The following is a 22,391-nucleotide window of genomic DNA, read 5'->3' as shown; positions in this document are numbered from 1 at the left end:
TGGTTCTTATCCTGTAATTAACGACCCGCCAAGCCTACCACAGCCAAGTTTAAATGGTAAAAATTGGTAGCTGGCATACCTGGAAGCCAAGTATGCCATGCCAATATGAATCTAGAGTGAATAATCCAGACCCAGCCAGAGGCGGCGCCGTTGACCTCGATAACCCAGTACGTCCTCGTAATCCTCATCCAGTGCATTGTCTGCGCGCAGCGTCAGCGCTAACTTGTCCGTGAGCCGATATTCGCCGCCTACAGACAACAGACTATAGGCAGGGAGTCTGACTCGCTGGAAACTGAGGAAATTGGTATCCAGGCGCGTGCCCTGATAGCTGCCGCTGATAAACACACTGATTTTATCCGAGGGTTGATAATCCAGCGTCAACCCACCTGTGTGTCGGGCTCGGCGCTGTTCCGGCTGCAACTGACCGCGGAAGTTCGGCTGGCGCGCATCGATGTAGGCATAATCCAGGGTCAGACCCAGCTTCTGCCACTGTCCGGCGAGTTTTAACTCACCACCGCGACGTTCCGACTCACCGGAGGCATTGATGGAGCTGGTAAAGTCGGCGCTGGGCGTGATTTCATCGTCCAGAGTAGCGTCATAGATAGACAGATCCAGTTGCCATTGTTTTGGCAGTGCAAATTGGCCGCCCACTTCCAGGGTTTGTGACTTCTCCGCTTCCAAATCCGGATTGCCGATGAAAAAGTCAGGGAAGTAACCAAACAGTTCGGTGAAGGTGGGGTTTTTCACCGCCTGACCGGCGCTGGCGTAAAGCTTATGACCGCCTGTCAGCTGGTAGCTCAGCCCCGCTCGATAGCTGTGTGAATCTTCAAAGAAGTCGTTGTCGTCGTACCTCAGACTCACCGAGGCCGACAGAGCGGCGGTGACCTGATGAAGCCAGTCGCCTACCAGTGCATAACGAGTGTTGTCGCGAGTCTGATTGACATCGGCGTTGACGCCCGCCTGCTGGAAGCGCTCCTTAATAGCTTCCACTGCTAAGGTCAGACGACTGTTGGTGTCATAGTGTACACTGCTTTGCCAGAACAGACGTTGTTTGCTGGAGTCGTTGTCATTGCGGTAGTCGTTGTTGGCAAAGGTGATGTTTTCATTGCGACTGAAGCGATACCCTAGCTGATGCTGCCACGACGCATCTGACGGCGTGAAATGCCATTCCAGCTTAGCTTGCTGCTGAGTGGTGTCGGTCACGCGATCGGCGTCTTCTGGCAGGCCGGTGGTCATATAGTTGGGAGCATCAAATTCGGCCGAGGCATCGGTGTGTCGGTAGCTGGCCTTTAAGATCGATTGCTCGGACAACTGCCAGTTCAGCTGGCCGCCGAACAACTGGTTGTCGTAATTGTCGTTTTCATCCCCTTGACGGGCAATGTTATGACCGCGCACGTCCAGTCGGTTGACGTTCACGCCGTAACTCACCGGTCCGCTGGTATTACTGATGGCAGCACTGAGATTGTGACTGCTGTGGTCGGCCAGCTTGGCGCTCAAACTCGCTCTTGGATCTCTGGCCTGCTGGGTGATGATATTGATCACACCGCCTATGGCGCCACTGCCCCAAAGGGCGCTTTGAGGGCCACGGAGAATTTCAATTCTTGCAATATTGGCCAGCTGAAGATGGCTAAAATCCACCAGACCGCCACTGCCCAGATCGTTTATTTCGACACCGTCGACCAGCACCAGTGTATGATTGCTCTCGCTGCCGCGCAGCCGGATTTCGGCCACCGCGCCGCGACCACCAGACTGACTGATGTTGATGCCGGCCTGTGTTCTGAGCAGATCCAATACGCTCAGTGCCTGTGACCGCTCGATGGTGTCCTGGTCGATCACCGTCAGCGCTGAGGCTAACTGTTGTTGGTTGATGGGGAGGCGTGACCCTGTGACGCTGATGGTTTCGATATTGTCAGCCAGAGAAGAGCTGGATAAGACGGCGCATAGCAAGGCCGCCGAAAAACGGGTATTCGGAGTTGGCATATAATGTTATTCCTTTGGCGCTCCGCCCGAGCGCAAATGGACTCTGCCGAACCGGGCAGGTTCGACCCCTTTTGCTTAAGGCCGGTATCCGGGCTTGTCAGGGCCTTGCGGCTCTCACTTAGCCTTCCCATAAGCTGAGCTTACAGTGGCGAATAAAGTGAGTCATACTGACTTACCGTTGCGGGGGCAGCGTTGGGCTTACACCAACTTCCCGTTTACCTCCTGGGGAGCACCCTAAGCGCGGGCTATGCTAACAGAATAGGCGCAGGAGGGTAGGGGAAAATATAATGAACTTATATTCTTAAGTTATTGGTCGATACAACAGACCATGTTATCAGACGTTATTAATAATAAACGTGAATACCGTGACAAAGAGCACACACTATGCGACTGATCTCTAAAATATTTGCCATTATTCTGGCTGTGGTTTCGCCGGAAGCACTAACTGCGGATACGGGGGGCCTGATTCTCCAGGTCACAGACCCCCAGGGGCAGCCGTTGCCGAACACTCAGGTACGCATTCAGGCGCCCGATGTTCCCACCGGGGCTAATCGAAAAACCGATGCGCAAGGTAAGGTGCGCTTAGCCGGACTGGCGTCCTCTCGGTACTATCAGTTGCAGATTCAGAGTCAAGGCTTTAGCGAGTTGTTGGTCAACCCGGTGCGAGTGATAGCGGGCAAGACTTTTGAACTGAGCTATTCGCTGAAGTCAGACAGGCTGGAGACCATCGAAGTCAGCGGACGGCATCTGGCGCTGCTGGACACAACCTCGGCCATCACGGGGATGGCGATCACTCTGGATATGACCGAGTCCCTGCCTACCGAACGAAGCTACCAGGATTATTTGCAACTGGTGGCGGGCACCAAGCCGTCGGTGGACGGCAACCCGGCGTCTAAGTCCGGCGTTAATTACAATTATCCTGGTGGCCGTATCGGAGTTTCCACCGACAATATCTACTACTTGGATGGAGTCAATGTCACGGACCATCAAACCGGCACCTTTGGTGCCAGTATCAATTCGGAGATCATTCAGGAACAGCAGGTATTTACTGGTGGCATCCCGGCCGAATACGCCGGTGGTCCGGGTCTGGTCAGCCGGGTGCTTACCAAGTCCGGCGGCAATGACTGGCACGGCTCGCTGAATTATTACTGGCAGAGCGATGCATTGGTCTCTGACCATAAGTACCTGTCTCAAAATGGCTTTTCTACTTTCGATACGGCTCTTACCCTGGGCGGTCCGCTGATTGACGATCAGCTGTGGTTTTTTGGTTCCTACCAGCGTAAGGAGCGGGAAGAAAGTCTTACCGACCCTGTGACCGACAGCTGGCTCCGGCAGATCAACCAGCATCAGGACTTAGGCTTTTTAAAGCTGTCATGGCAGCCCGGCGAAGAGGACTACTGGGAACTGAGCTGGTTTAATGACCCTCAGTCCATCGGTGGTTCAAACGATCCCGCTGTTCCCAATAACCGTGACCGCCGCCGTGAAACCGGGGGCGATAATTACCGTCTGGAATACCGCCGTCAGGGCGACAATAGCTTGATGACTTTGCGCGCCTCCCGCCATGAGAGCGAAGACTCGGTGTTGGCGGCGGACAACAGCACCCGCAACGATGTCAGCTACTTAGCAAGTAGCGCTGTGCAGCCGACTAATGCGGACCTCAACAAAGGCGGTCTTGGCAGTGACAGAACCAACTTCCGCAATAAAACCGAGTATCTGGCGAAGCTAGAATACTTTCTCGACCAGGGGCAATATGGCAGTCATGTTATTAAGGCCGGACTGCTGCATACCGAGAATGACAATAAGCGGGACTGGCGTTTTACCGGTGAAGGGGCGCAGTATCACTCCATCGGTGTCAGCCAGTCTGGTGCGACACTGAATGACTACCTGAGTGCTAACTGGGTCGGCGGTGTCAGTCTGTCGACGCAGGACCTGACGCGGGTGATCGATGCTATTGATAACAGCGAGGATGTTGAGCTCTATCATGCCCGCTATGACGACGATAACAACGGCCAGATCAGCCATGAAGAGCTTGGGAACCTGATCTTCGACAGCAGCGCCGGGAATCCCCACGGGGATATTAATCTGTACCGGCATGCCATGGTACAAACGGCGCCCATTAGCCTGGAAAGTAAGGGCACCACGGTGTTTGTGCAAGACAGCTGGACACTGGACCCCTGGACGCTGAATTTGGGAATCAGGGCCGAGAACTGGCGCCACTTCTCTTCCAGTGGCGACAAGATCGCCGATTTTGACTGGGAATTAGCTCCCCGATTCAGTCTGGTGTACGACCTGGGTGATGACAGCAAGGTCTGGGGATTTATGGGCCGCTACTACGACCCGTTGCGCACCAATACCACTAACTTTGCCGGTAATCTCACCGGGCCTGTACGTCATGAGCAGCTGTATTTGGACGACCGCTGGCTGACCTACCGGGTTCGTGGTGGCGACAGAGTGCCTAATGCTGTGTTTGCGCCTAATACCCAAACGCCGTATACCGATGAGTGGCTTTTGGGCTATGCCACTCAGCTCAGCGAAGCACTCAGTCTTGAGGTGACATACACCGACAGAGTCACCAGGGACATTATGGAAGATTATGATCTGAGTGTTTACAGCGATGGGTTGCGAGGCACCGACTTCTTTTTGCCGCTGTCTTACTTTGGCTTCGATCGTCAGCCCAATGCCAACTACGTGATCGCGTCTATGCCCGATGGCCGCCGGGATTATCAGGGTGTGCAGCTGGATCTGACCCGCCAGCGTATCGACAATTGGTTTTTCAATGCTTCATGGACTTATAACCGAGCGACCAGTAACACCTACTCCGACAGCGAGGCTCACTTTCAGGGGGACGTGGTGTGGATGGATCCTAAAGCGCCCAATGTAGCCGGTCCTCAGCCAGGTAATATTCGCCATCTGGTTAAGCTTTACGGCAGCTACAGATTCGATAATGGTGTGGAAGTCGGCGCGGTTTATCACTGGAATTCGGGCACAGTCTACAGTAAGACCTGGTCGATTTTAGGACGTCACTTACCGGTGAGAGTAGAACAGCCTTATGCCTTTGGCGGTGTTGAAGATACGCATTGGATAGCGGAAGGAGCTGTCGGCTCCCGGCGCTCGCCCTCCTACGGCACCCTGGATTTTCGGGTGAAATACCGTCATGAGTTCGACCACTATCAGGCCGAGTTTTTTCTGGATGTCTTTAACCTGTTCAACCATCAGGCGGTGCGCCGGGAACAGGATCTGGCGGCCGGTGACGGCGTGTTCGCCTTTGGCGAAGCCATGGACTGGGTGGAGCCCAGAAGGTTATACCTGGGCGCCAGAGTGTCGTTTTAAATCCGAACCGGTGCTTGGTACTGGATGCCTGTTCGGTGGCAGGCATGACGGCTGACCATGGTCAGAGAAGGTGGCTTTAGGGCATTAACTTAAGCGGCGGTTCCTGAAGGGTGGCGAGCTGCTCTTTTAAGGCCAGAATCTGGTTCTCCCAGTAGCGCTCTTCAGCGAACCAGGGAAATGCCTGAGGAAAGGCCGGGTCTTGCCAGCGACGACTCAGCCAGCCCATATAGTGGATCATGCGCATGGCGCGCAAAGGCTCCATCAGCGCCAGTTGACGATGATCGAAGTCGGCAAACTCCTCATAGGCGCACACCAGAGTATCCATCTGTAATAACTGTTGTTGGTGGTCACCGGACAACATCATCCAGAGGTCCTGTACCGCTGGCCCCATGCGGCAATCGTCCAGATCCACAAAAGTGGGACCGAGCTCATCATGCCAGAGAATATTGCCTGGATGACAGTCGCCGTGCAGACGCTGGAGGACCGTTGGAGTGTAAAGCCGCTGGGCTTGCTCGATCACCTGATCGGCGATGGTAAAGAAAGCGGTTTTTAAGGTATCTGGTAATAAGGTGCTGTGTTCGAGTTCTGCTCTGGGCTGGGACAGGAAGCCGTTTGTATCGATGGCTGGCCTATGCTCAAAGGGCCGGGCTTTGGCCACGGCGTGAATGCGACCAATAAAGCGGCCCATCCACTCCAACTGATCCAGATTATCTACCTCAAACTGGCGACCGCCCACCGAGGGGAAGAGGGTAAACCAGAATCCTTCATAGGGATGCAGCGTTGCCTGGTTAATCACCAGTGGCGCGGCAATGGGCACTTCATTGTCGACCAGCTCCAGGGCAAAGTCATGCTCCTCCTGAATCTGCTCCCGGCTCCAGCGTTCGGGGCGGTAAAACTTCGCCACCAAACGTCGTCCCGATTCATCCTTAAACTGATAAACCCTGTTTTCATAGCTGTTCAGAGCCAGTAGGCCGGAGTCCACCCGGATGCCGGTACTTTCGATGGCATCCAGGATTAGGTCCGGGGTCAGTGAGGTAAAATGAAATTCTGACATCAGCGGTAGATGAATCTTGTGGGCGAGTGGGCAACAATATCGGGGTCGCCGACAGCCTCAACCCTAATCTGAATATCGGTAATGGTCTCACTTAGGTTGTAGGGGTCGACCGCCACGCTGATGGGCTCCACCCAAACCTCGCCACCGGACACGGTGACTTGATGGTCGCCGATATAGCGATGTTCCTCGAGCCCCTGAACGCTGATACGATACTGCATGGTATCCTGCGATTTATTGAGAATTTTCAGGGTATAAACGTTCTCTACCAAGCCATCGGCGGTTTCCCGATACAATTGATTGCGATCGCGAATGACATCCACATCCAGCGGCACCCGGCTCATCAGTTCAAATATCAGCAAGCCGGTCATCACCATGAGCACCACCATATAACCCACTAGCTTGGGCCGCAGGATATGCGCCTTATTGCCTTCAAGCTCCGCTTCAGAGGTGTACCGAATTAGCCCTTTGGGATAACCCATCTTGTCCATCACTCCGTTACAGGCATCCACGCAGGCACCGCAGTTGATGCACTCGTACTGTAGCCCGTTACGGATATCGATGCCGGTAGGACAAACTTGCACACAAAGGTGACAGTCGATGCAGTCCCCCAACCCCTTGGCGGCGTTCTCTTCCCGGGTAGCCTTACGGGGTCTCGGACCGCGCTGTTCTCCGCGATGGGGATCGTAGGTTACGGTGAGGGTATCTTTGTCGAACATCACCGACTGAAAACGAGCATAGGGGCAGATGTGGGTACACATGATCTCGCGCATCCAGCCCGCGTTGCCATAGGTGCAAAAAGCAAAGAAGATGACCGAGAATCCGGCCCAGAATCCGGCCTCAAACGTGAATAAGTCGATAAACAGCTCGCGGATGGGGGTGAAATAGCCCACAAATAGCAGCGCCGTGAGCAGGGCGATGACAATCCAGATCAGATGCTTGGCGGTCTTGCGCCAGAACTTGTCGGCGTCCATGGGCCGCTGGTCCAGCTTGATGCGCTTATTGCGGCTGCCCTCCAGTTTTTGTTCGACCCATACGTACATGTAGGTCCAGGTGGTTTGGGGACACATAAAGCCACACCACACCCGTCCGGCAAAGGTGGTGACGAAAAACAGGGCAAAAGCGGCAACGATAAACAGCCAGGCGAGCAGGGTCAGGTCCTGAGGCCAGAGCGTCAGGCCAAAGATATTGAAGCGTTGTTCACCGATGTCCAACAGGATGGCCTGCTGGCCGTTAAACTGCAGCCATGGAAGCCCGGCAAACAGCGCCAGGAAAATAAAGCCCCAATAGCGGCGGAAGGTTTCCAGAGGGCCGGAAACTTCTCGCACATAGATACCGCCTGGTCCTTTCTTCACGGCCTTGGTATTGCTGTCAGGCTGATGCACTTTGACCGGGGAAACGTCTTTGACGGGAATTTGTTCGCTCATTCTTTCGCCTCAGCAATTAATGCGGCTTCAGTATAACAGCTGCCGCGGAGGGTTTCTGTTGTGGAATTGTTAACAACTGGCATCGGTATTTGGTTATTTTTTTATATAACTTTAACTGTGTCAGTCCGCTGGTAACTAGGCTACACTAACGCCATTATCGCTGTCTTGATGTGAAGCAATGAAACGCGCCATTATTATTGCCATCGAAATTGCCCTGCTGATTGCGGTGTTGCGCTCGCCCTTTGCTCATTACCTGTTGGGTGATGTCCGAGCTACCGTGTCAGACTGGATAGAGGCTGTCGCCACAATGGGTGAGCGGGAGATACTGCGCGACTTTCGAGAGCGAATTGAACCTACCGTTTCCAGGTTGAAACCCTATCAGCAGGATTATGTGCGTGATATGACCAGCAGCATCGCCGGGATACGCCACTTTAAACGTTATTACTGTGATCGGCAGGATAAGAACCCTTATGTCTATGGTCAGACCCGGGTTTACTTATGTCATGAAATACGTAACCTGTCACTGATCAATCCGAAAGACTGACCTCTCGCCCCAGACCAGCACAGAAAAACTGACAGAAATTTTCCAGCTTCTGCTGGGTTTCCTGCTTGTTCATCGGTGGTTTCCAACGCACGGCGCGATCCCAGAAGGCCAGCTTCTTAATGGTACCGTAGAATAGCTCTGAAGCGGTTTCGGCATTAAAGTGGCCTAAAGCACCGGCCTGCTCGGCCTGTTTAAACCAATCGTTCATGCCGGCTTCGCAAGAGGCGAATTTTTCGTTCAAGCGGCCGGCTTCCCGCTCTGAACGGACTGATTCTAAAATCACAATACGGGCGAGGCGCAAATAGTCCTCATCGGTAAATAGATCCACGGCCAGTTGGGCCAATTCTTGTACTTGCTCCAGAAAGGGGCGTTCAGGGGCAAAGCTGACGTCTTTGAGTGGCTCGATACGCTGCATGAGCAAATCCACGACCGCGTCCATCAGATCGACCTTACAGGGATAGTGCTTGTAAAGGGTCCGTTTTGAAACATGGCCCCGCTGAGCGATGGCCTCCATGGTGGTGGCCATCATGCCCTTTTCGCTGAACTCGCTAATGGCGGCACATAAAATATCGTTTTGCTTGTCGTCGCTGCGGCCCACGGCCTTCCCCTAATTACTACTATCAACATAAGTTTAACAATCTTCCTCTGGAAAAAGTATACGCTATCGTGTACTTTTGTGTAGCATAAAAGGTAAGCAATCTCTTTTGCTGCCATCCAGACTATTTTTGTTTTGCCTGCAGGTAATACCACTATGAAAAGAGCAATGTCAGATTATCTTAGTTTCATGCTCGCCGGAGCCGCACTCCTGGCTTTGGCTGGCTGTCAGCCCAGTGACGATAAGGCAGCCTCTCAAGATCAGGGAATGCGTCCTGCGTCAGTAAGCATTCAGGTGATGCGGAGAGAGACCGTGCCCTTTGCCATTGAATTGCCGGCTACGCTATCCGGTTTTAAGGAAGTGGAAATACGCGCCCGGGTGGCCGGTATTCTGGAGTCCCGTAACTTTGGTGAAGGCGCCAAGGTGAACGCCGGTGAGTCTTTGTTTACCCTTGATATGAAGCCCTTTGAAGTCGCAGTATCGGCGGCTGAGGCTGACCTGCAGGCAGCCGAGGCACGCCTTGCGCAGGCAGAGCGGGAAGTGTCGCGACTGCGTCCCCTCAGAGACAAAAACTCAGTGTCTCAGCGTGAACTGGATGATGCTATTTCCGCTCAGGAGGTGGCGCAGGCCGATCTCGAATCGGCCAAGGCCGGGCTTGACCAGGCCCGCCTAGAGCGGGAGTACGCTCAGGTGAAATCGCCGGTGACCGGTATCGCCGGACGAGAGCTGGCCTCAGAAGGGACCTATGTGTCCGGTCCGGATTTGCTCCTGACTAACGTGACTCAGTTGGACCCGATCCGGGTGCGGTTTGGCCTGTCTGAGCGCTTGCAGCTGCAAATGCGCCAGGACGCTGCTGCTGGTAAGTTGACCCTGCCACAAGACAATCACTGGCAAACCCGCGTTAAATTGCCCGATGGCACCTTCCATGACCAGATTGGTGAAGTGAACTTCTCCGATGTGCGCATCAATCCTAATACAGGCACCAGCGAATTACAGGCGTTGGTGCCAAATGGTGATTTTGCCCTGCGCCCGGGGCAGTTTGTGCGTGTGGTGCTGGAAGGCGCCGAGCGTCACGACGCCTATGTGGTGCCGCAACGGGCCGTGATGGACAGTGGTACGGGCAAGTTTGTGTATGTGGCCGCTAAGAATGAGCAGGGTATGACGGTGGCCAGGCCAGCCCCGATAGAAGTGGGCGAATGGGTGCGCCGCGAGAGCGACGCTGGTGTGCAAAATGGCTGGGTGATTCGTTCGGGTCTTAATGATGGTGACCGGGTGGTGATCGACGGCATGGCCCGTATCTTCTTCCCCGGCATGCCTATACAAGTGACCAACGGCTCTGCAGCGGGTCAGGAGTAAACCATGTTTTCCCGATTTTTTATCGACAGGCCCATATTCGCCTTTGTTATCTCCATATTTATCGTGCTGGCGGGCATTGCCGCCATGCGCAGTTTGCCGGTGGCTCAGTATCCGGAAATCGCGCCGCCTGTGGTACAGGTGACGGCAGTTTATCCGGGGGCCTCGGCCGAGGTGCTGGAAAAAACCGTGGCCACGCCCATTGAAAACGCCATCAACGGCGTAGAGGGCATGATGTATATGTCTTCCACCTCGACCAGTTCCGGTGTGACCACTATCTCGGTAACCTTTGAGATCGGCACCGACCCGGACGACGCGGCGGTGGATGTGAACAACCGCGTTAAGCAGGTGGAGGCTCGCCTACCCGAGGAGACCCGTCGTCAGGGTGTGGTGGTACAAAAAGGCTCGTCCAGCTTCCTGCAGGTCCACGCGTTTTACTCTCCTGACGGCAGTCGCGATGCCCTTTGGACATCCAACTATGTGACGTTAAATGTACTGGATCGCATCAAGCGTATTCCCGGGACCACCAATGTGCAGATCTTTGGTGCTAAGGATTACGCCATGCGCATCTGGCTGCGCCCGGATGTCATGAGTCAGCTGGGAGTGACCGTTGAGGAAGTGGCTGCCGCCGTACGCGAGCAAAACTCCCAGTACGCGGCCGGTAAGATCGGCGCGGCCCCCACTCACACCGACGACCAGTCGCTGGTTTACAGTGTGACAGCCAAGGGGCGGCTGTCTGATGCCGATGAGTTTCGCAATATCATCGTCCGCTCCAACCCGGACGGCAGCAACCTGCGCCTGAAAGACATTGCCCGCGTGGAGTTGGGCTCCAAGGATTACGACTTTATCGGTCAGTTTAACAGTAAAAACGCGGTGCTGATGGGGATCTTCCTGCAACCCGGGGCGAATGCCCTGGAAGTGGCGGAGGAAGTGGAAGCGACAGTGGCGCAGATTAAAGCTGATTTCCCCACCGGGTTGGCCCATACCATCTCCTACGACACCACCCGATTTGTGGAAGTGTCGATTCGCGAGGTGTTGAAGACACTGGGCGAGGCCATGGTGCTGGTATTCCTGGTGGTGTTTGTGTTCCTGCAAAACTGGCGAGCCACCATGATTCCAGTGCTGGCGGTGCCTGTGTCCCTGCTCGGTACCTTTGCCGGAATGCATATGCTGGGGTATTCCATCAATACCCTGACTCTTTTTGGCATGGTGCTGTCCATCGGTATTGTGGTGGATGATGCCATCGTGGTGCTGGAAAACGTCGAGCGTATTATGCACGAGGAGAAACTCTCGGCGCGGGAAGCAGCCATCAAGGCAATGCGTGAGGTGTCCGGTCCGGTGGTAGCCATCGTGCTGGTGCTGTGCTCGGTGTTTGTGCCCATCGCCTTTTTGGGCGGATTAACCGGCGAATTATTCCGCCAGTTTGCCATTACCATTTCAATATCGGTCAGCCTGTCGGGCGTGGTGGCACTGACCATGACGCCGGCCTTGTGTGTGCTGATTCTCAAACATGAGGATAAGAAAGACAGCGGCGTCTTCCGCTGGTTTAACGACTTTTTCCACCGCCTGACCGGAAAATACGTGGGCGGGGTCAGCTTCTTCTTACGCCGTGGTCTTCTGAGCCTGATTCTGGTATCGGGCATGGTGGCGCTCACCGGTTGGATGTGGTCCGCCACGCCGGGCTCTCTGGTGCCGGACGAAGATCAGGGGTATTACATCTCGGCGGTGTATTTGCCCGATGGCGCCTCCTTGCAGCGCACCAAAGACGTGGTGGACGAAGTAGTCGCGGCCGTACAGTCCAACCCGGCTAATGAAAATGTGGTGGCCTTTACCGGCTTCGACTTTATCGGTAATGGCTATAAAAATAATGCCGCCACCTTATTTGTAACCCAGAAGCACTGGGATGACCGAGAGGTCAGTACACCGGAGCTGGTGGGCGAACTGTTTGCTAAGACAGCCGGTATTAACGAGGCTCTGGTGCTTGCCTTTAACCCGCCGCCGATCTTCGGTCTGGGCAATACCGGTGGTTTCGAGTTTTACCTGCAGAATAAAGGCACCGGAGGTCCGCAGGCACTGAATCAGGCGTTGCAGAAGCTGCAGGGTGCCGCACAGCAGAGCCCGATTCTGGCTAATGTGCAAACCCAGTGGCGGCCTAATACGCCCAAGCTGGAAGTGGATGTGGATCGCGAGCATGCGCGTGCCATGGGCGTGCCTATCAACTCGGCCTTTAATGCGCTGGCGGGCACTCTGGGCACCTACTATGTGAACGACTTTAATAAGTTTGGCCGTGCCTGGCAGGTATTAATGTCGGCTGCTCCCGAATTTCGGATGTCGCCGCAGGATATCGGTAATATCTATGTCCGCAGCAACAGTGGCGAGATGATCCCGGTATCGGCTTTTGCCGATGTTAAGCACACCACCGGCCCCGAGAGCCTGGACAGGTATAACAACCTGCCCGCGGTGAAGGTGATGGGCAATGCGGCGCCCGGTTACAGCTCCGGTCAGGCCATTGCCGAGATCGAACGTCTGGCAGCGGAGGTATTGCCGCCGGATATCACCTATGAATGGACCGGCACCGCCTATCAGGAAAAGCAAAGTTCCGGCACAACAGGCTTAGCGCTGGGTATGGCGGTAGTGATGGTGTTTTTGATTCTAGCGGCCCTTTACGAGCGCTGGTCACTGCCCTTTTCGGTGCTACTGGCTCTGCCGTTTGGTACTTTTGGCGCACTGATATCCATCTGGATCGCCGGACTGACCAACGATGTATATTTCCAGATTGGCCTGGTGACCCTGCTGGGCCTGGCGGGCAAAAACGCTATCCTGATCGTCGAGTATGCCCTGATGAAGCACCAGCAAGGTTGGAGTGCAGGCACGGCTGCACTGGAAGCAGCACGGCTCAGATTCCGACCTATTATTATGACCTCCATGGCCTTTATCTTAGGCGTGGTGCCACTGGCATTCAGCTCGGGTGCAGGTGCCGGAGCGCGCCACAGCGTGGGAACCGGGGTCATGGGCGGCATGATGGCGGCTACCTTCCTGGCGGTATTCTTTGTGCCACTGTTTTTCTTCTGGCTAAACGAGCGGCGCATCAGGGAGTCACGCAGCAGCAAGGAGTTGTCTGATGAGATTGCCCGCCATCATAAGGAAGAGCATGTAGAAACCGATGAGGGACTGGCCTAGCGATCAGTCCGCTGTAAGCCTGAATTGCCACTGGCACAACGCGACGATGGCTTTTTCGACAAAAGGGATTGAAAAAGTATTCAGTTTGGGTGACTATATATTCGTTGTGTGTTTTAGGTAAGTCGCAAGGCTTACTAGTATACCTTTAGTTGAGGTTACTCTGTGGTGTAGGCCAGCTCGTTGGAGCTGGCCTATTTTTTTGCTTATCACTCTGCCCCTTGCCCAGCTCTCTTCGTCGTCCTGACCACTCATCACAGTCGTTCCTGCCTCCGAGCAGGAGCCCATAAATAGGGTACGCACCTAAGGCCTAATAGCCTTTGGTATCCAACTGCTTAAGTAAATCCAACGACAGGCGCACAAAGTCTGACGAGGTCACGATCCCTACCAGCTTGTCCCTTTCCATCACTGGTAAACAGCCGTGCTTATGACTCAAGAAGTATTCACCCGCCTCGCTAAGTTCCTGCTCTGGTGATAAGGTTTGGAAGTGCTCACTGACAACCTGAGTGATGGGCACCTGCATTTCTTTGGTTTCCAGTTTTTCAGTGCCCACCTGACCCACCAGTTTCATCACATGACCGAGCAGCGCTTTTTGGGTGACAATGCCGACCAGCCTGCCGCTGGCCTTGGCGATCACCGGAATATGACGAATGCCCTTATTGCTGGTGAGCTGATGGGCGTCAAACAGGGTGTGCTGATCCGTCAGGCTCAGTACCTTTGGGGTCATAATGTCTTTGACTTGCATCGACTTCTCCTTATTAACACTATCGCTCCAACTTAAACTGACCCACCAGATTCTTCAGACTCTCGCTGTCGGCGGTCAACTGCTGCATGGTATCGCCCGATTGCTGCATCACCTCGATGACCTGATTCAGCTGTTCGCCCAGACTGGTGATATCCGCCGCAATTTGTTCCGCCACGCGAGTTTGTTCGCTGGCGGTGGTGCGTACCGAGCCGCTCATGGTATTCACTTTGCTCATTTCCGCTTTGATGTCGGTCATGGTTTGACGGGTTTTCTCGGCTAGCTCCTGCGCCTGGTCGGTCAGCTTCTGGCCACCACTCATGGTCGACACCGCCTGTGATGAGCTGCCATGAATACGTTCAATCAGTGACTGGGTCTGCTCTACGGCCTGCTGAGTGTTTTGTGCCAGTGTACGCACTTCGTCGGCCACTACAGCAAATCCGCGGCCCTGCTCGCCGGCACGGGCCGCTTCGATAGCGGCATTTAATGCCAACAAGTTGGTTTGATCGGCAATGCCCTGAATGGACGACAGAATCTCATTAATCTGATTGATCTCGCCGTCCAGCTCCGTGATCACCGCCGCCGAAGCTTTCACCTGCTCGCCGAGTTGGTTCATGGTGTCGGACAGGGTGGTCATCATCTGGTGGCCGGTACTTAGGTGTTCATCTGTTTGTTCCACTGCACCTGAAGCCTGCTCCACATTGTTGGAGACCTCCTGAGCCGTTGCAGCCATCTCTTCGGCGCTTACCACCATCTGGTTGATCTTATCCTGCCGCTCAATTAACTGCTGGCCCGATTGACCAAAGCTGTGTTTGACCTGATTGCTGTCGTCACTAACGCGCTCGGAAACTTGATCCACTTGCCTGAGCATATCGCCTAGGTTGTCGATAAATCGGTTGATCCAGTTGGCCAGTTCGCCGGTTTCATCCCGGCTGGACACATTGATGCGTTTGGTCAGATCGCCCTCGCCGCGGGCAATATCCCGCATGATATGGGTGACCTGATGGATCGGCCGGGTCAGGCGATCGCCAATCCAGTTGATGATCACCAGTGACAATACAATGCTCACCACCGCGACCACCACAAAAATCAGCAGCAGCTCAGTAGTTGTGGTCGCCAGTTGCTGGTTGATGCGTTCACCATCGGCCGTGATCACCGACTCGGGCATAGACACCAGCAAATACCATTGCTTATCCAGTCCCTCTACCGAAGTGGGAGCAGCCAGCAGCACCTTACCGTCTTGCTGCTTAAGTACCAGTTCATCACCGGATTTGGCTTGGTTAAAGACAGGTGCCAGGTCACTGGAGATACTGCTGAGGGGGTCGCCGGTGGATTCGGCGGCTTCACTGTAACCGATGATATTGCCATCGCCACTGACGATAAAGACCTCACCCTGCCCGTTATATAGTTGCTGGTCGCTGGTGCGGGCCATATCGGCTACAAAGTTGGCGGAAAAGTCCACCGCTACCACGCCATAGAACTGGCTTTGATAGTAGATGGGGTAGCTGACGGTAGTGAGCAGATATTGCTGCTCGTCCAGCTCGACCTGGGCTGGGTCGATCAGGCAGGGGGCGCGACGGTCACGGGGACAGCGATAATAATGGTTGCGGTTATCGTCCACCACGGAGCTGACCCGATCCAGGATATACTGGCCTCCTTCCCGATACCAATACGGCACTAAGCGTCCAGAGGGTATGTAACCCCTTACATACTCAGACTCAGTATGAGCAAAGTTGGCGTCTGCACCCAGCACATCCGGCTCGAGCGGCATCATAATTCCGAGATAATCGGGGTATGAGGCGAGCAAGTGTTTAAGTTGCTGGGTCACATAATCTCGCTGCCGCTCGGGACTGGCCTGATCAATCAAGTCCTGCCCCAGTAAATAACCGGTATCGGCGGCTGCCGTTCGGGTAATGTGCAGCGCGTTATCCAGCACCTTGTTGATTTGAGCCAGTCGCTTGCCCGCCATCTCCTGCATCAGTGACAGGCCGTTTTGGCGCAAGCTCTGAGTGGAAATATCCGTGGCCTGCTGACGAGCCCCGCTGAGGGAGGTGATCGCCGTAATGGTTAGGGCAATGACCAGAAACAGGCTAAGCGCCAAAAACAGCGCCATCATCTTTTGTTTTATTGTGAGTGTTTTCATAGTGGTACAGCGTTGTTGTGTGTTTTGAGCTGTCCTTGGCAACAATCTCCAAGGGTGCGGCTATGCACCCGTTATGACATTAGCATGACACAGGGTAAGAAATGAACGAAATGTTGAAAAAGCACCGCTTGAGATTGGTAATAAGGCAGATAATGGCGCAGTGAAAAATGGGTTAGCGTCTGGTTACAGCAGGATAGGGAGACCATTTTTAAACATGAAGGGCTGCAAAGCAGCCCCTTATCGTTAACTTAACCTGCGCTTATTCCACCGTTACCGACTTTGCCAGGTTTCTAGGCTGATCGACGTCGGTGCCTTTGATAATGGCCACATAGTAGCTCAACAATTGTAGTGGCAGGGTGTAGACGATGGGCGCGATCACGGGATCGACATGGGGCAGGTTGATCACGCGCATGGTCTCGTCGCTTTCAAACTGAGCATTTTTGTCAGCAAACACGTACATGATCCCACCTCGGGCGCGGACCTCTTCCACATTGGATTTGAGCTTTTCCAACAGTTCGTTGTTGGGGGCCACCACGATGACCGGCATACTCTCGTCGATCAGTGCCAGCGGGCCGTGTTTAAGCTCGCCGGAGGCATAAGCTTCGGCGTGGATATAGGAAATCTCCTTGAGCTTCAGTGCCCCCTCCATGGCGATGGGGTACTGGTCACCACGGCCTAAGAACAGACTGTGCTCCTTGTCGGCAAACTCCTCGGCCAGATCTTCGATGCCTTGTGACAGGGCCAGGGTTTCTTCCAGTTTGGCGGGCAGGCTTTGCAGACCGGCGATTAATCGCTGGCGTTGCTCGGATGACAGGCCGTGATACTGGCCGATAGCCAGTGTCAGCATCATCAGGCCGGTGAGCTGGGTGGTAAAGGCCTTGGTGGAGGCCACACCAATCTCCGCCCCGGCGCGGGTCATAAAGGCCAGATCCGATTCGCGTACCAGCGAAGAGCCAGGCACATTACAGATGGTCAGGCTGGCCGTGTAGCCTGAGTCTTTCGCCAGACGCAGGGCGGCCAGGGTGTCGGCGGTTTCGCCGGACTGGGAGATGGTTACCAGCAGGCTATTGGGATGCACATAGGACTTGCGGTAGCGAAACTCTGAGGCGATTTCCACACCGCAGGACACGTTGGCGTATTCTTCCAGCCAGTATTTGGCGGTCAGGCCAGAGTGATAACTGGTGCCACAGGCGACGATTTGCACATGGCGAACCTGACTGAGTAACTCTTCGGCATTGGCGCCGAAAACGTTGGCATCCACGCCCTCCTCGGTCAGGCGCTGTTGCAGTGTGTTTCTGACTACGATGGGCTGTTCGTGGATTTCCTTAAGCATATAGTGGCGGTAGCCACCCTTGTCACCGGCGTCGTGTTCGATATCCGAATCATGAACTGGCCGTTCTACAGCCTGGCCGTTTTGGTTGAACACTTCTACCGAGGTGCGGGTAATGCGGGCCACATCGCCTTCTTCCAGAAAGATAAAGCGGCGGGTCACCGGCAGCAGCGCCAGTTGGTCAGAGGCGATGAAGTTTTCGTCGATGCCTAAGCCGATCACCAGTGGGCTTCCGGAACGGGCGACGACCATTTGATCGGGATGATGCTGGTCCATCACCACTGTGCCGTAGGCGCCGCTGAATTTATTCACTGCCTTCTGTACGGCCTGCAGCAGGTCGTTAGTGTGTTGCAGCTCGGCATCAATTTGATGAGCAATGGTTTCGGTGTCGGTATCCGAGTCGAACCGGTAGCCCTGTTCGGAGAGCTGTTCACGCAGAGAGCGGTAGTTTTCAATAATGCCGTTATGCACCACGGCCACTCGCTCGCTGGAAAAGTGAGGGTGGGCGTTAGACTCGGTGACCCCGCCATGAGTGGCCCAACGAGTGTGGGCGATTCCGAGGTGAGCCTTGACCGGGTTCGCCTCAATGGCGTCAGCCAGTTCCTGTACCTTGCCGGTGCGGCGCACTCGGGTCAGTTGTTGCTCTTTATCCAGCAAAGCCATACCGGCCGAGTCGTAGCCGCGGTACTCGAGGCGCTTAAGACCCTCCAGCAGGATATTCACCACATTCCGTTCTGCGATTGCGCCGACAATGCCACACATAATTCACTCCTTAAGATTCATTGGCGGGTGACGAGGCACAAATCACCTCAACCCCGTGTTGTTCGATTGTCTTCTTGGCCTCGGCGGGCAACTGGTCATCGGTGACCAGGGTGGAAATAGCCTGCCAAGGCAGTTCAACATTGGGGATCTTGCGACCCAGCTTGTCCGATTCGGCCATGACGATCACATCCCGGGCGACTTCTGCCATCACCTTGCTGAGCTGGGTGAGCTCATTGAAGGTGGTGGAGCCCCGTTCAAGATCGAGCCCGGCAGCTCCCAGAAATGCCTGATCAAAGTTATAGGCTCTGAGCATTTGTTCTGCCATCTTGCCCTGAAATGAGTGGGACTGACGGTCCCAGGTGCCGCCGGTCAGCAGTACGGTGGGTTCGTTTTCCAGTTCCAGCAGAGTGTTAGCCACATGCAGGGCATTGGTCATCACCACGAGTCCCAGCTTATTGTTTAACTCCGGCAGCATGGCGCCGGTGGTACTGCCACTGTCGATAACGATGCGGTTGTGATCCTGAATCAGGGCGCTGGCGGCTTTGGCGATGGTTTTCTTTCGTTTCGAAACCTCTTTGCTGGTCAGTTCAGGGGCATCTTTAGGCAATAACACTGCTCCGCCATATTTTCTCAGCAGCAGTCCGTTGTTTTCCAGCTCGGTCAGGTCTTTTCTAATAGTGACTTCCGAGGTGGAAAAGGCATTCTTCAGCTCCTCGACGCTCACTTCACCCTGTTCGGTGAGTCGCTCGACAATGGCTCGACGACGCTGTTGGGTATTTCTTTTGTTCATAAGCGAAAGGAATAAGTTTCAAAACGAAATTAATTTTAGCGGGTTTTATGGTCAGAGCAAGGAGTTTTTGTTGTTGAGTATGGTGAGGCGTCACTCCGACGGCGGTCAGGGTGACGAGGTGTGCGTCATGCCTGCCACCGAGCAGGCATCCAGAATCAAGGGGGATGTCAGAATGGATACCTGCTTGCGCAGGTATGACACAGAGTTTAACGGCTGTCTTCGCGAGGCTCTGAGACAAGCTCTGGACGACAGAGGGTGTTTTTACTTTTTAGCGGGGCGCTCCCAGCCCTGGATATTGCGCTGCTTGCCGCGGGCGACGGCCAACTCTTCGTCTTCCACGTCTTTGGTGACGGTAGAACCGGCGCCGACGGTGGCGTTCTGACCTACCGTCACCGGGGCGACTAACGAGGTGTTGGAGCCAATAAAGGCGCCGTCTTTGATCACGGTGCGGAACTTGTTCACGCCGTCATAGTTACAGGTGATAGTGCCTGCGCCCACGTTTACGCCCGCGCCGATGTCGGCATCGCCGATATAAGTCAGGTGATTGACCTTAGCGCCCTCGCCCACTATGGCTTTTTTCACCTCTACAAAATTGCCCACCTTGGCCTTGTGTTTTAATTCGGCATTAGGACGCAGACGGGCGAAGGGGCCGACCTGGCACTCCGGGCCGACCTGAGCCTGCTCTAAGATACTATTTGCTTCGATGATGGCGCCATCTTCAATACGACAGTCTTTCAACACACAGTTAGGCCCGATGCTGACGTTGTTACCCAGACTGACATTACCCTCGATGACGACATTCACATCGATATTTACATCCTGACCTGTGGTCAACTGGCCGCGCAGGTCAAAGCGCGTCGGATCGGCCAGACTCACCCCCTGCATCATCAGAGTGTCAGCCTGGCGCTGTTGAAAGGCGCGCTCCAGCCGGGCCAACTGTACTCGATTGTTCACCCCTTCTACTTCGACTGGGGTTTCCGGATGAGCGGCCTGAATGGTTTTGCCTTCCGCGGCGGCCATGGCGATGACATCGGTCAGGTAGTATTCGCCCTGAGCATTGTCATTACTGAGATTCCCCAGCCAGCGTTTTAGATCCGCACCATTCATCATCATAATGCCGGTGTTAATTTCGGTGATCTGACGCTGCGCCTCCGTGGCGTCCTTATGTTCGACGATAGCCGTGATGTTATTGCCATCGCGAATGATTCGGCCCATGCCGGTGGGATCGTCCAGGTGCACGGTAAGCAAGGCAAGGTCTGACGAGGCCTTGACGGCCTTCAGCGCCTCTAATGTCTGCGGGCGGATCAGGGGGGCGTCACCTACCAGAATCAGTACGTCTTCCTGATCCCGGATATGATCAACGGCTTGTTGAGCGGCATGTCCGGTACCGAGTTGCTCGGCTTGTTCGCACCAGTTGAGGTTGTTCCCGCCTAAGTGAGCCCTGAGCTGGTCGCCGCCATGACCATACACCAGATGGATGTTTTCTGCCCCGAGGCCGGTCACTGTATCAATAATATGCTGCACCATGGGCTTGCCCGCGATGGCATGCAATACCTTGGGTAAGTTGGACTTCATGCGGGTTCCCTTACCCGCCGCAAGAATAATAACTGAGAATGACATAGACTATCCAAGAGGCAAATTTGCTTGATATTCTAACTGAGCATAAAAGAACTGCCATCCTTGTATTTGCAATCTTGGCTTATGAAGGTGGTTGGAGCTTAATATTCAGGAGCTTTTTCGTTGAGATCGATAAGCCAATTTCGTCGCAATTTTACCCTGCTGTTTTTGTTGCTCTCGCTGATTGTGAGTGCCCTTGCCTACTTTGCGATCAGCAGCATGGTGGGTACTCAAAGCCGCCAGCAGCAAAAGGCTATCGCCCCAGTATTTAATTTGATCGATCATAAGTTACTCAGGCCCCTGCATATTACTCACGCTCTTTCTGAGTCGAACGTATTTCTACCCTATCTCGATTCGGCCAAGCCTGATGAGGCCGCAATTCAGCGAGAGTTACAGCGGCTGCAGACCTCATTAAAGGTGAATGTGTTTATCGCCAGCGACAAAGCCATGCGTCAGTATTTTGCCAATGATGAAGAGAACCGTGCGCTAACCGAGCAGACAACGGCCTGGTATTTTCGGTTTAAAGAAAGTGAAGCGGACGTGCAAGTGGTATTGGGTAATCAAGAGAGACTGAGCCTTTATCTGGATTATAAGGAGTATAACCATAAGGGCGAGTTTGTTGGTGTGTCAGGTGCCGCTCTGAGTCTGGAAAGCTTTATGCAGGAATTTGAGCGTTATCAGCAGCAGTATGGTTACGATTTTTACTTTATTGATGAGCAAAACAATGTTCTGTTGACATCGGACAGTGGTTCTCAGCCTAAACTGGCCGAGCGCACCGGCCTGGATCAGTTAACATGGTATCGGCAGTTATCATCCGCTCCCCTGATAAAAGGGGTGTACAGCAACCTGGTGGATTATAAAGGTAAGGAGCATCTTGTATTAGAGCTGCCCCTGCCTCAGCTCAAGTGGCGAGTCTTTATTCTGCTGCCCTTTGATGAGCAGGCCCGGTCCAGCGCGGTAAATTTATGGCGCTTGGGCATATTGATTTTTCTGGTGGTCGTGGTGTTGTGTTTGGTCATCCTGTTCTTTACCGAGCGCTATTCGAGCCACTATGAGAAGCGTTTGTTTACCGACGGCATGACCGGCATCGCCAATCGCCGCTATATTGAGAGGCTGACCCAGGATCTGATTGAGCAGAAAATACCGGTGAGCCTGATCCTGGTGGATATTGATCACTTTAAGTCCGTCAATGACAACTACGGGCACAATGCGGGTGACAAGGTCATCAAGACACTGGGCGGCGTGCTCAAAGACGCCATGCGCGATCAGGATGTGGCCGCGCGCTGGGGGGGCGAGGAGTTTGTGTTGCTGCTGCCCAAAACCTCGTATGCGCAAAGCATGAAGGTGGCGGAGCGGCTGCGCAAGCAGGTGGCTGAGACGGAATTCAATATTGCCGATGGTCAGAGCGTCAGAGTGACGGCCAGCTTTGGGGTGACTCAGGCCGATTATTATGAATCCCTGGCTGATCTGGTTCATTTGGCGGACCGGGCACTTTACAGCGCTAAACACAAAGGCCGTAACCGGGTAGAGGGACACTGTTAAAGGCCCGA

Annotated in this window: 14 protein-coding genes and 1 riboswitch; of the genes, 5 read left to right on the top strand and 9 right to left on the bottom strand. The window is 54.4% G+C overall.

Annotation, left to right across the window (positions count from 1 at the left end):
* Nucleotides 1–111: 111 nt before the first annotated feature.
* Nucleotides 112–1,980: a TonB-dependent receptor plug domain-containing protein gene (locus tag HMF8227_RS14615; RefSeq protein WP_109340892.1), complete on the bottom strand. Its 1,869-nt coding sequence runs from the start codon at nt 1,978–1,980 to the stop codon at nt 112–114.
* 62 nt (nt 1,981–2,042) lie between these two features.
* Nucleotides 2,043–2,232, bottom strand: a riboswitch (cobalamin riboswitch).
* 132 nt (nt 2,233–2,364) lie between these two features.
* On the opposite strand from HMF8227_RS14615, the gene HMF8227_RS14610 reads away from it, so the two are divergent.
* On the top strand, nt 2,365–5,310 hold the full coding sequence (locus HMF8227_RS14610) for a TonB-dependent receptor (RefSeq protein ID WP_109340891.1): 2,946 nt from the start codon (nt 2,365–2,367) through the stop codon (nt 5,308–5,310).
* Between the two features lie 76 nt (nt 5,311–5,386).
* On the opposite strand, the gene HMF8227_RS14605 is transcribed toward HMF8227_RS14610, so the two are convergent.
* On the bottom strand, nt 5,387–6,364 hold the full coding sequence (locus tag HMF8227_RS14605; protein ID WP_109340890.1) for a serine/threonine protein kinase: 978 nt from the start codon (nt 6,362–6,364) through the stop codon (nt 5,387–5,389).
* Nucleotides 6,364–7,788, bottom strand: a complete 1,425-nt coding sequence (ccoG, locus tag HMF8227_RS14600) for a cytochrome c oxidase accessory protein CcoG (RefSeq protein WP_109340889.1) — start codon at nt 7,786–7,788, stop codon at nt 6,364–6,366. Before ccoG ends, HMF8227_RS14605 begins: the two co-directional genes overlap by 1 nt.
* A 178-nt stretch (nt 7,789–7,966) precedes the next feature.
* Between ccoG and HMF8227_RS14595 the strand changes: the two genes are divergently transcribed.
* Nucleotides 7,967–8,332 (top strand): hypothetical protein, encoded by a 366-nt coding sequence (locus tag HMF8227_RS14595; RefSeq protein WP_109340888.1) that lies wholly within the window; start codon nt 7,967–7,969, stop codon nt 8,330–8,332.
* Here the strand turns inward: HMF8227_RS14595 and HMF8227_RS14590 are convergent.
* Nucleotides 8,316–8,930, bottom strand: a complete 615-nt coding sequence (locus HMF8227_RS14590) for a TetR/AcrR family transcriptional regulator (protein WP_109340887.1) — start codon at nt 8,928–8,930, stop codon at nt 8,316–8,318. The two genes, HMF8227_RS14595 and HMF8227_RS14590, sit on opposite strands and share 17 nt — an antisense overlap.
* 165 nt (nt 8,931–9,095) lie before the next feature.
* Here HMF8227_RS14590 and HMF8227_RS14585 point away from each other — a divergent pair, with 165 nt between their 5' ends.
* Together HMF8227_RS14585 and HMF8227_RS14580 are read left to right on the top strand one after the other, a co-directional pair.
* The gene (locus HMF8227_RS14585) at nt 9,096–10,283 is read left to right on the top strand and encodes an efflux RND transporter periplasmic adaptor subunit (protein ID WP_239421326.1); all 1,188 of its coding nucleotides are present in this window, start codon (nt 9,096–9,098) and stop codon (nt 10,281–10,283) included.
* Nucleotides 10,284–10,286: 3 nt separating this feature from the next.
* Nucleotides 10,287–13,460, top strand: a complete 3,174-nt coding sequence (locus tag HMF8227_RS14580; RefSeq protein WP_109340885.1) for an efflux RND transporter permease subunit — start codon at nt 10,287–10,289, stop codon at nt 13,458–13,460.
* Nucleotides 13,461–13,767: 307 nt separating this feature from the next.
* On the opposite strand, the gene HMF8227_RS14575 is transcribed toward HMF8227_RS14580, so the two are convergent.
* The 5 genes from HMF8227_RS14575 to glmU form a co-directional block, all read right to left on the bottom strand.
* Nucleotides 13,768–14,202 (bottom strand): CBS domain-containing protein, encoded by a 435-nt coding sequence (locus HMF8227_RS14575; RefSeq protein WP_109340884.1) that lies wholly within the window; start codon nt 14,200–14,202, stop codon nt 13,768–13,770.
* A gap of 19 nt (nt 14,203–14,221) precedes the next feature.
* A complete protein-coding gene (locus HMF8227_RS14570) occupies nt 14,222–16,342 on the bottom strand; it encodes a methyl-accepting chemotaxis protein (RefSeq protein WP_109340883.1) in 2,121 nt (706 codons plus the stop codon).
* Nucleotides 16,343–16,601: 259 nt separating this feature from the next.
* Entirely contained in the window at nt 16,602–18,434 is a 1,833-nt protein-coding gene (gene glmS, locus HMF8227_RS14565; protein WP_109340882.1) for a glutamine--fructose-6-phosphate transaminase (isomerizing), read from the bottom strand.
* 10 nt (nt 18,435–18,444) lie between these two features.
* Complete coding sequence (locus HMF8227_RS14560) at nt 18,445–19,224, bottom strand: DeoR/GlpR family DNA-binding transcription regulator (RefSeq protein ID WP_109340881.1); 780 nt, start codon at nt 19,222–19,224, stop codon at nt 18,445–18,447.
* Between the two features lie 261 nt (nt 19,225–19,485).
* Nucleotides 19,486–20,844, bottom strand: coding sequence for a bifunctional UDP-N-acetylglucosamine diphosphorylase/glucosamine-1-phosphate N-acetyltransferase GlmU (glmU, locus tag HMF8227_RS14555; protein ID WP_109340880.1), 1,359 nt, complete (start codon nt 20,842–20,844; stop codon nt 19,486–19,488).
* Between the two features lie 120 nt (nt 20,845–20,964).
* Here glmU and HMF8227_RS14550 point away from each other — a divergent pair, with 120 nt between their 5' ends.
* The gene (locus HMF8227_RS14550; RefSeq protein ID WP_109340879.1) at nt 20,965–22,383 is read left to right on the top strand and encodes a sensor domain-containing diguanylate cyclase; all 1,419 of its coding nucleotides are present in this window, start codon (nt 20,965–20,967) and stop codon (nt 22,381–22,383) included.
* Nucleotides 22,384–22,391: the final 8 nt, after the last annotated feature.

The sequence above is a fragment of the Saliniradius amylolyticus genome, from assembly GCF_003143555.1.
GTDB lineage: Bacteria > Pseudomonadota > Gammaproteobacteria > Enterobacterales > Alteromonadaceae > Saliniradius > Saliniradius amylolyticus.
Note: the sequence above shows the minus strand (reverse complement) of the source record. Positions and strands in the feature narration are given on the sequence as shown.

What these genes read in the sequence shown, in the direction of transcription:
- HMF8227_RS14610 (WP_109340891.1), top strand. Translation starts at nt 2,365, where the DNA reads ATGCGACTGATCTCTAAAATATTTGCCATTATTCTGGCTGTGGTTTCG.
- HMF8227_RS14615 (WP_109340892.1), bottom strand. Translation starts at nt 1,980, where the DNA reads ATGCCAACTCCGAATACCCGTTTTTCGGCGGCCTTGCTATGCGCCGTC.
- HMF8227_RS14605 (WP_109340890.1), bottom strand. Translation starts at nt 6,364, where the DNA reads ATGTCAGAATTTCATTTTACCTCACTGACCCCGGACCTAATCCTGGAT.
- glmS (WP_109340882.1), bottom strand. Translation starts at nt 18,434, where the DNA reads ATGTGTGGCATTGTCGGCGCAATCGCAGAACGGAATGTGGTGAATATC.
- HMF8227_RS14585 (WP_239421326.1), top strand. Translation starts at nt 9,096, where the DNA reads ATGTCAGATTATCTTAGTTTCATGCTCGCCGGAGCCGCACTCCTGGCT.
- HMF8227_RS14560 (WP_109340881.1), bottom strand. Translation starts at nt 19,224, where the DNA reads ATGAACAAAAGAAATACCCAACAGCGTCGTCGAGCCATTGTCGAGCGA.
- HMF8227_RS14575 (WP_109340884.1), bottom strand. Translation starts at nt 14,202, where the DNA reads ATGCAAGTCAAAGACATTATGACCCCAAAGGTACTGAGCCTGACGGAT.
- glmU (WP_109340880.1), bottom strand. Translation starts at nt 20,844, where the DNA reads ATGTCATTCTCAGTTATTATTCTTGCGGCGGGTAAGGGAACCCGCATG.
- HMF8227_RS14570 (WP_109340883.1), bottom strand. Translation starts at nt 16,342, where the DNA reads ATGAAAACACTCACAATAAAACAAAAGATGATGGCGCTGTTTTTGGCG.
- HMF8227_RS14580 (WP_109340885.1), top strand. Translation starts at nt 10,287, where the DNA reads ATGTTTTCCCGATTTTTTATCGACAGGCCCATATTCGCCTTTGTTATC.
- ccoG (WP_109340889.1), bottom strand. Translation starts at nt 7,788, where the DNA reads ATGAGCGAACAAATTCCCGTCAAAGACGTTTCCCCGGTCAAAGTGCAT.
- HMF8227_RS14595 (WP_109340888.1), top strand. Translation starts at nt 7,967, where the DNA reads ATGAAACGCGCCATTATTATTGCCATCGAAATTGCCCTGCTGATTGCG.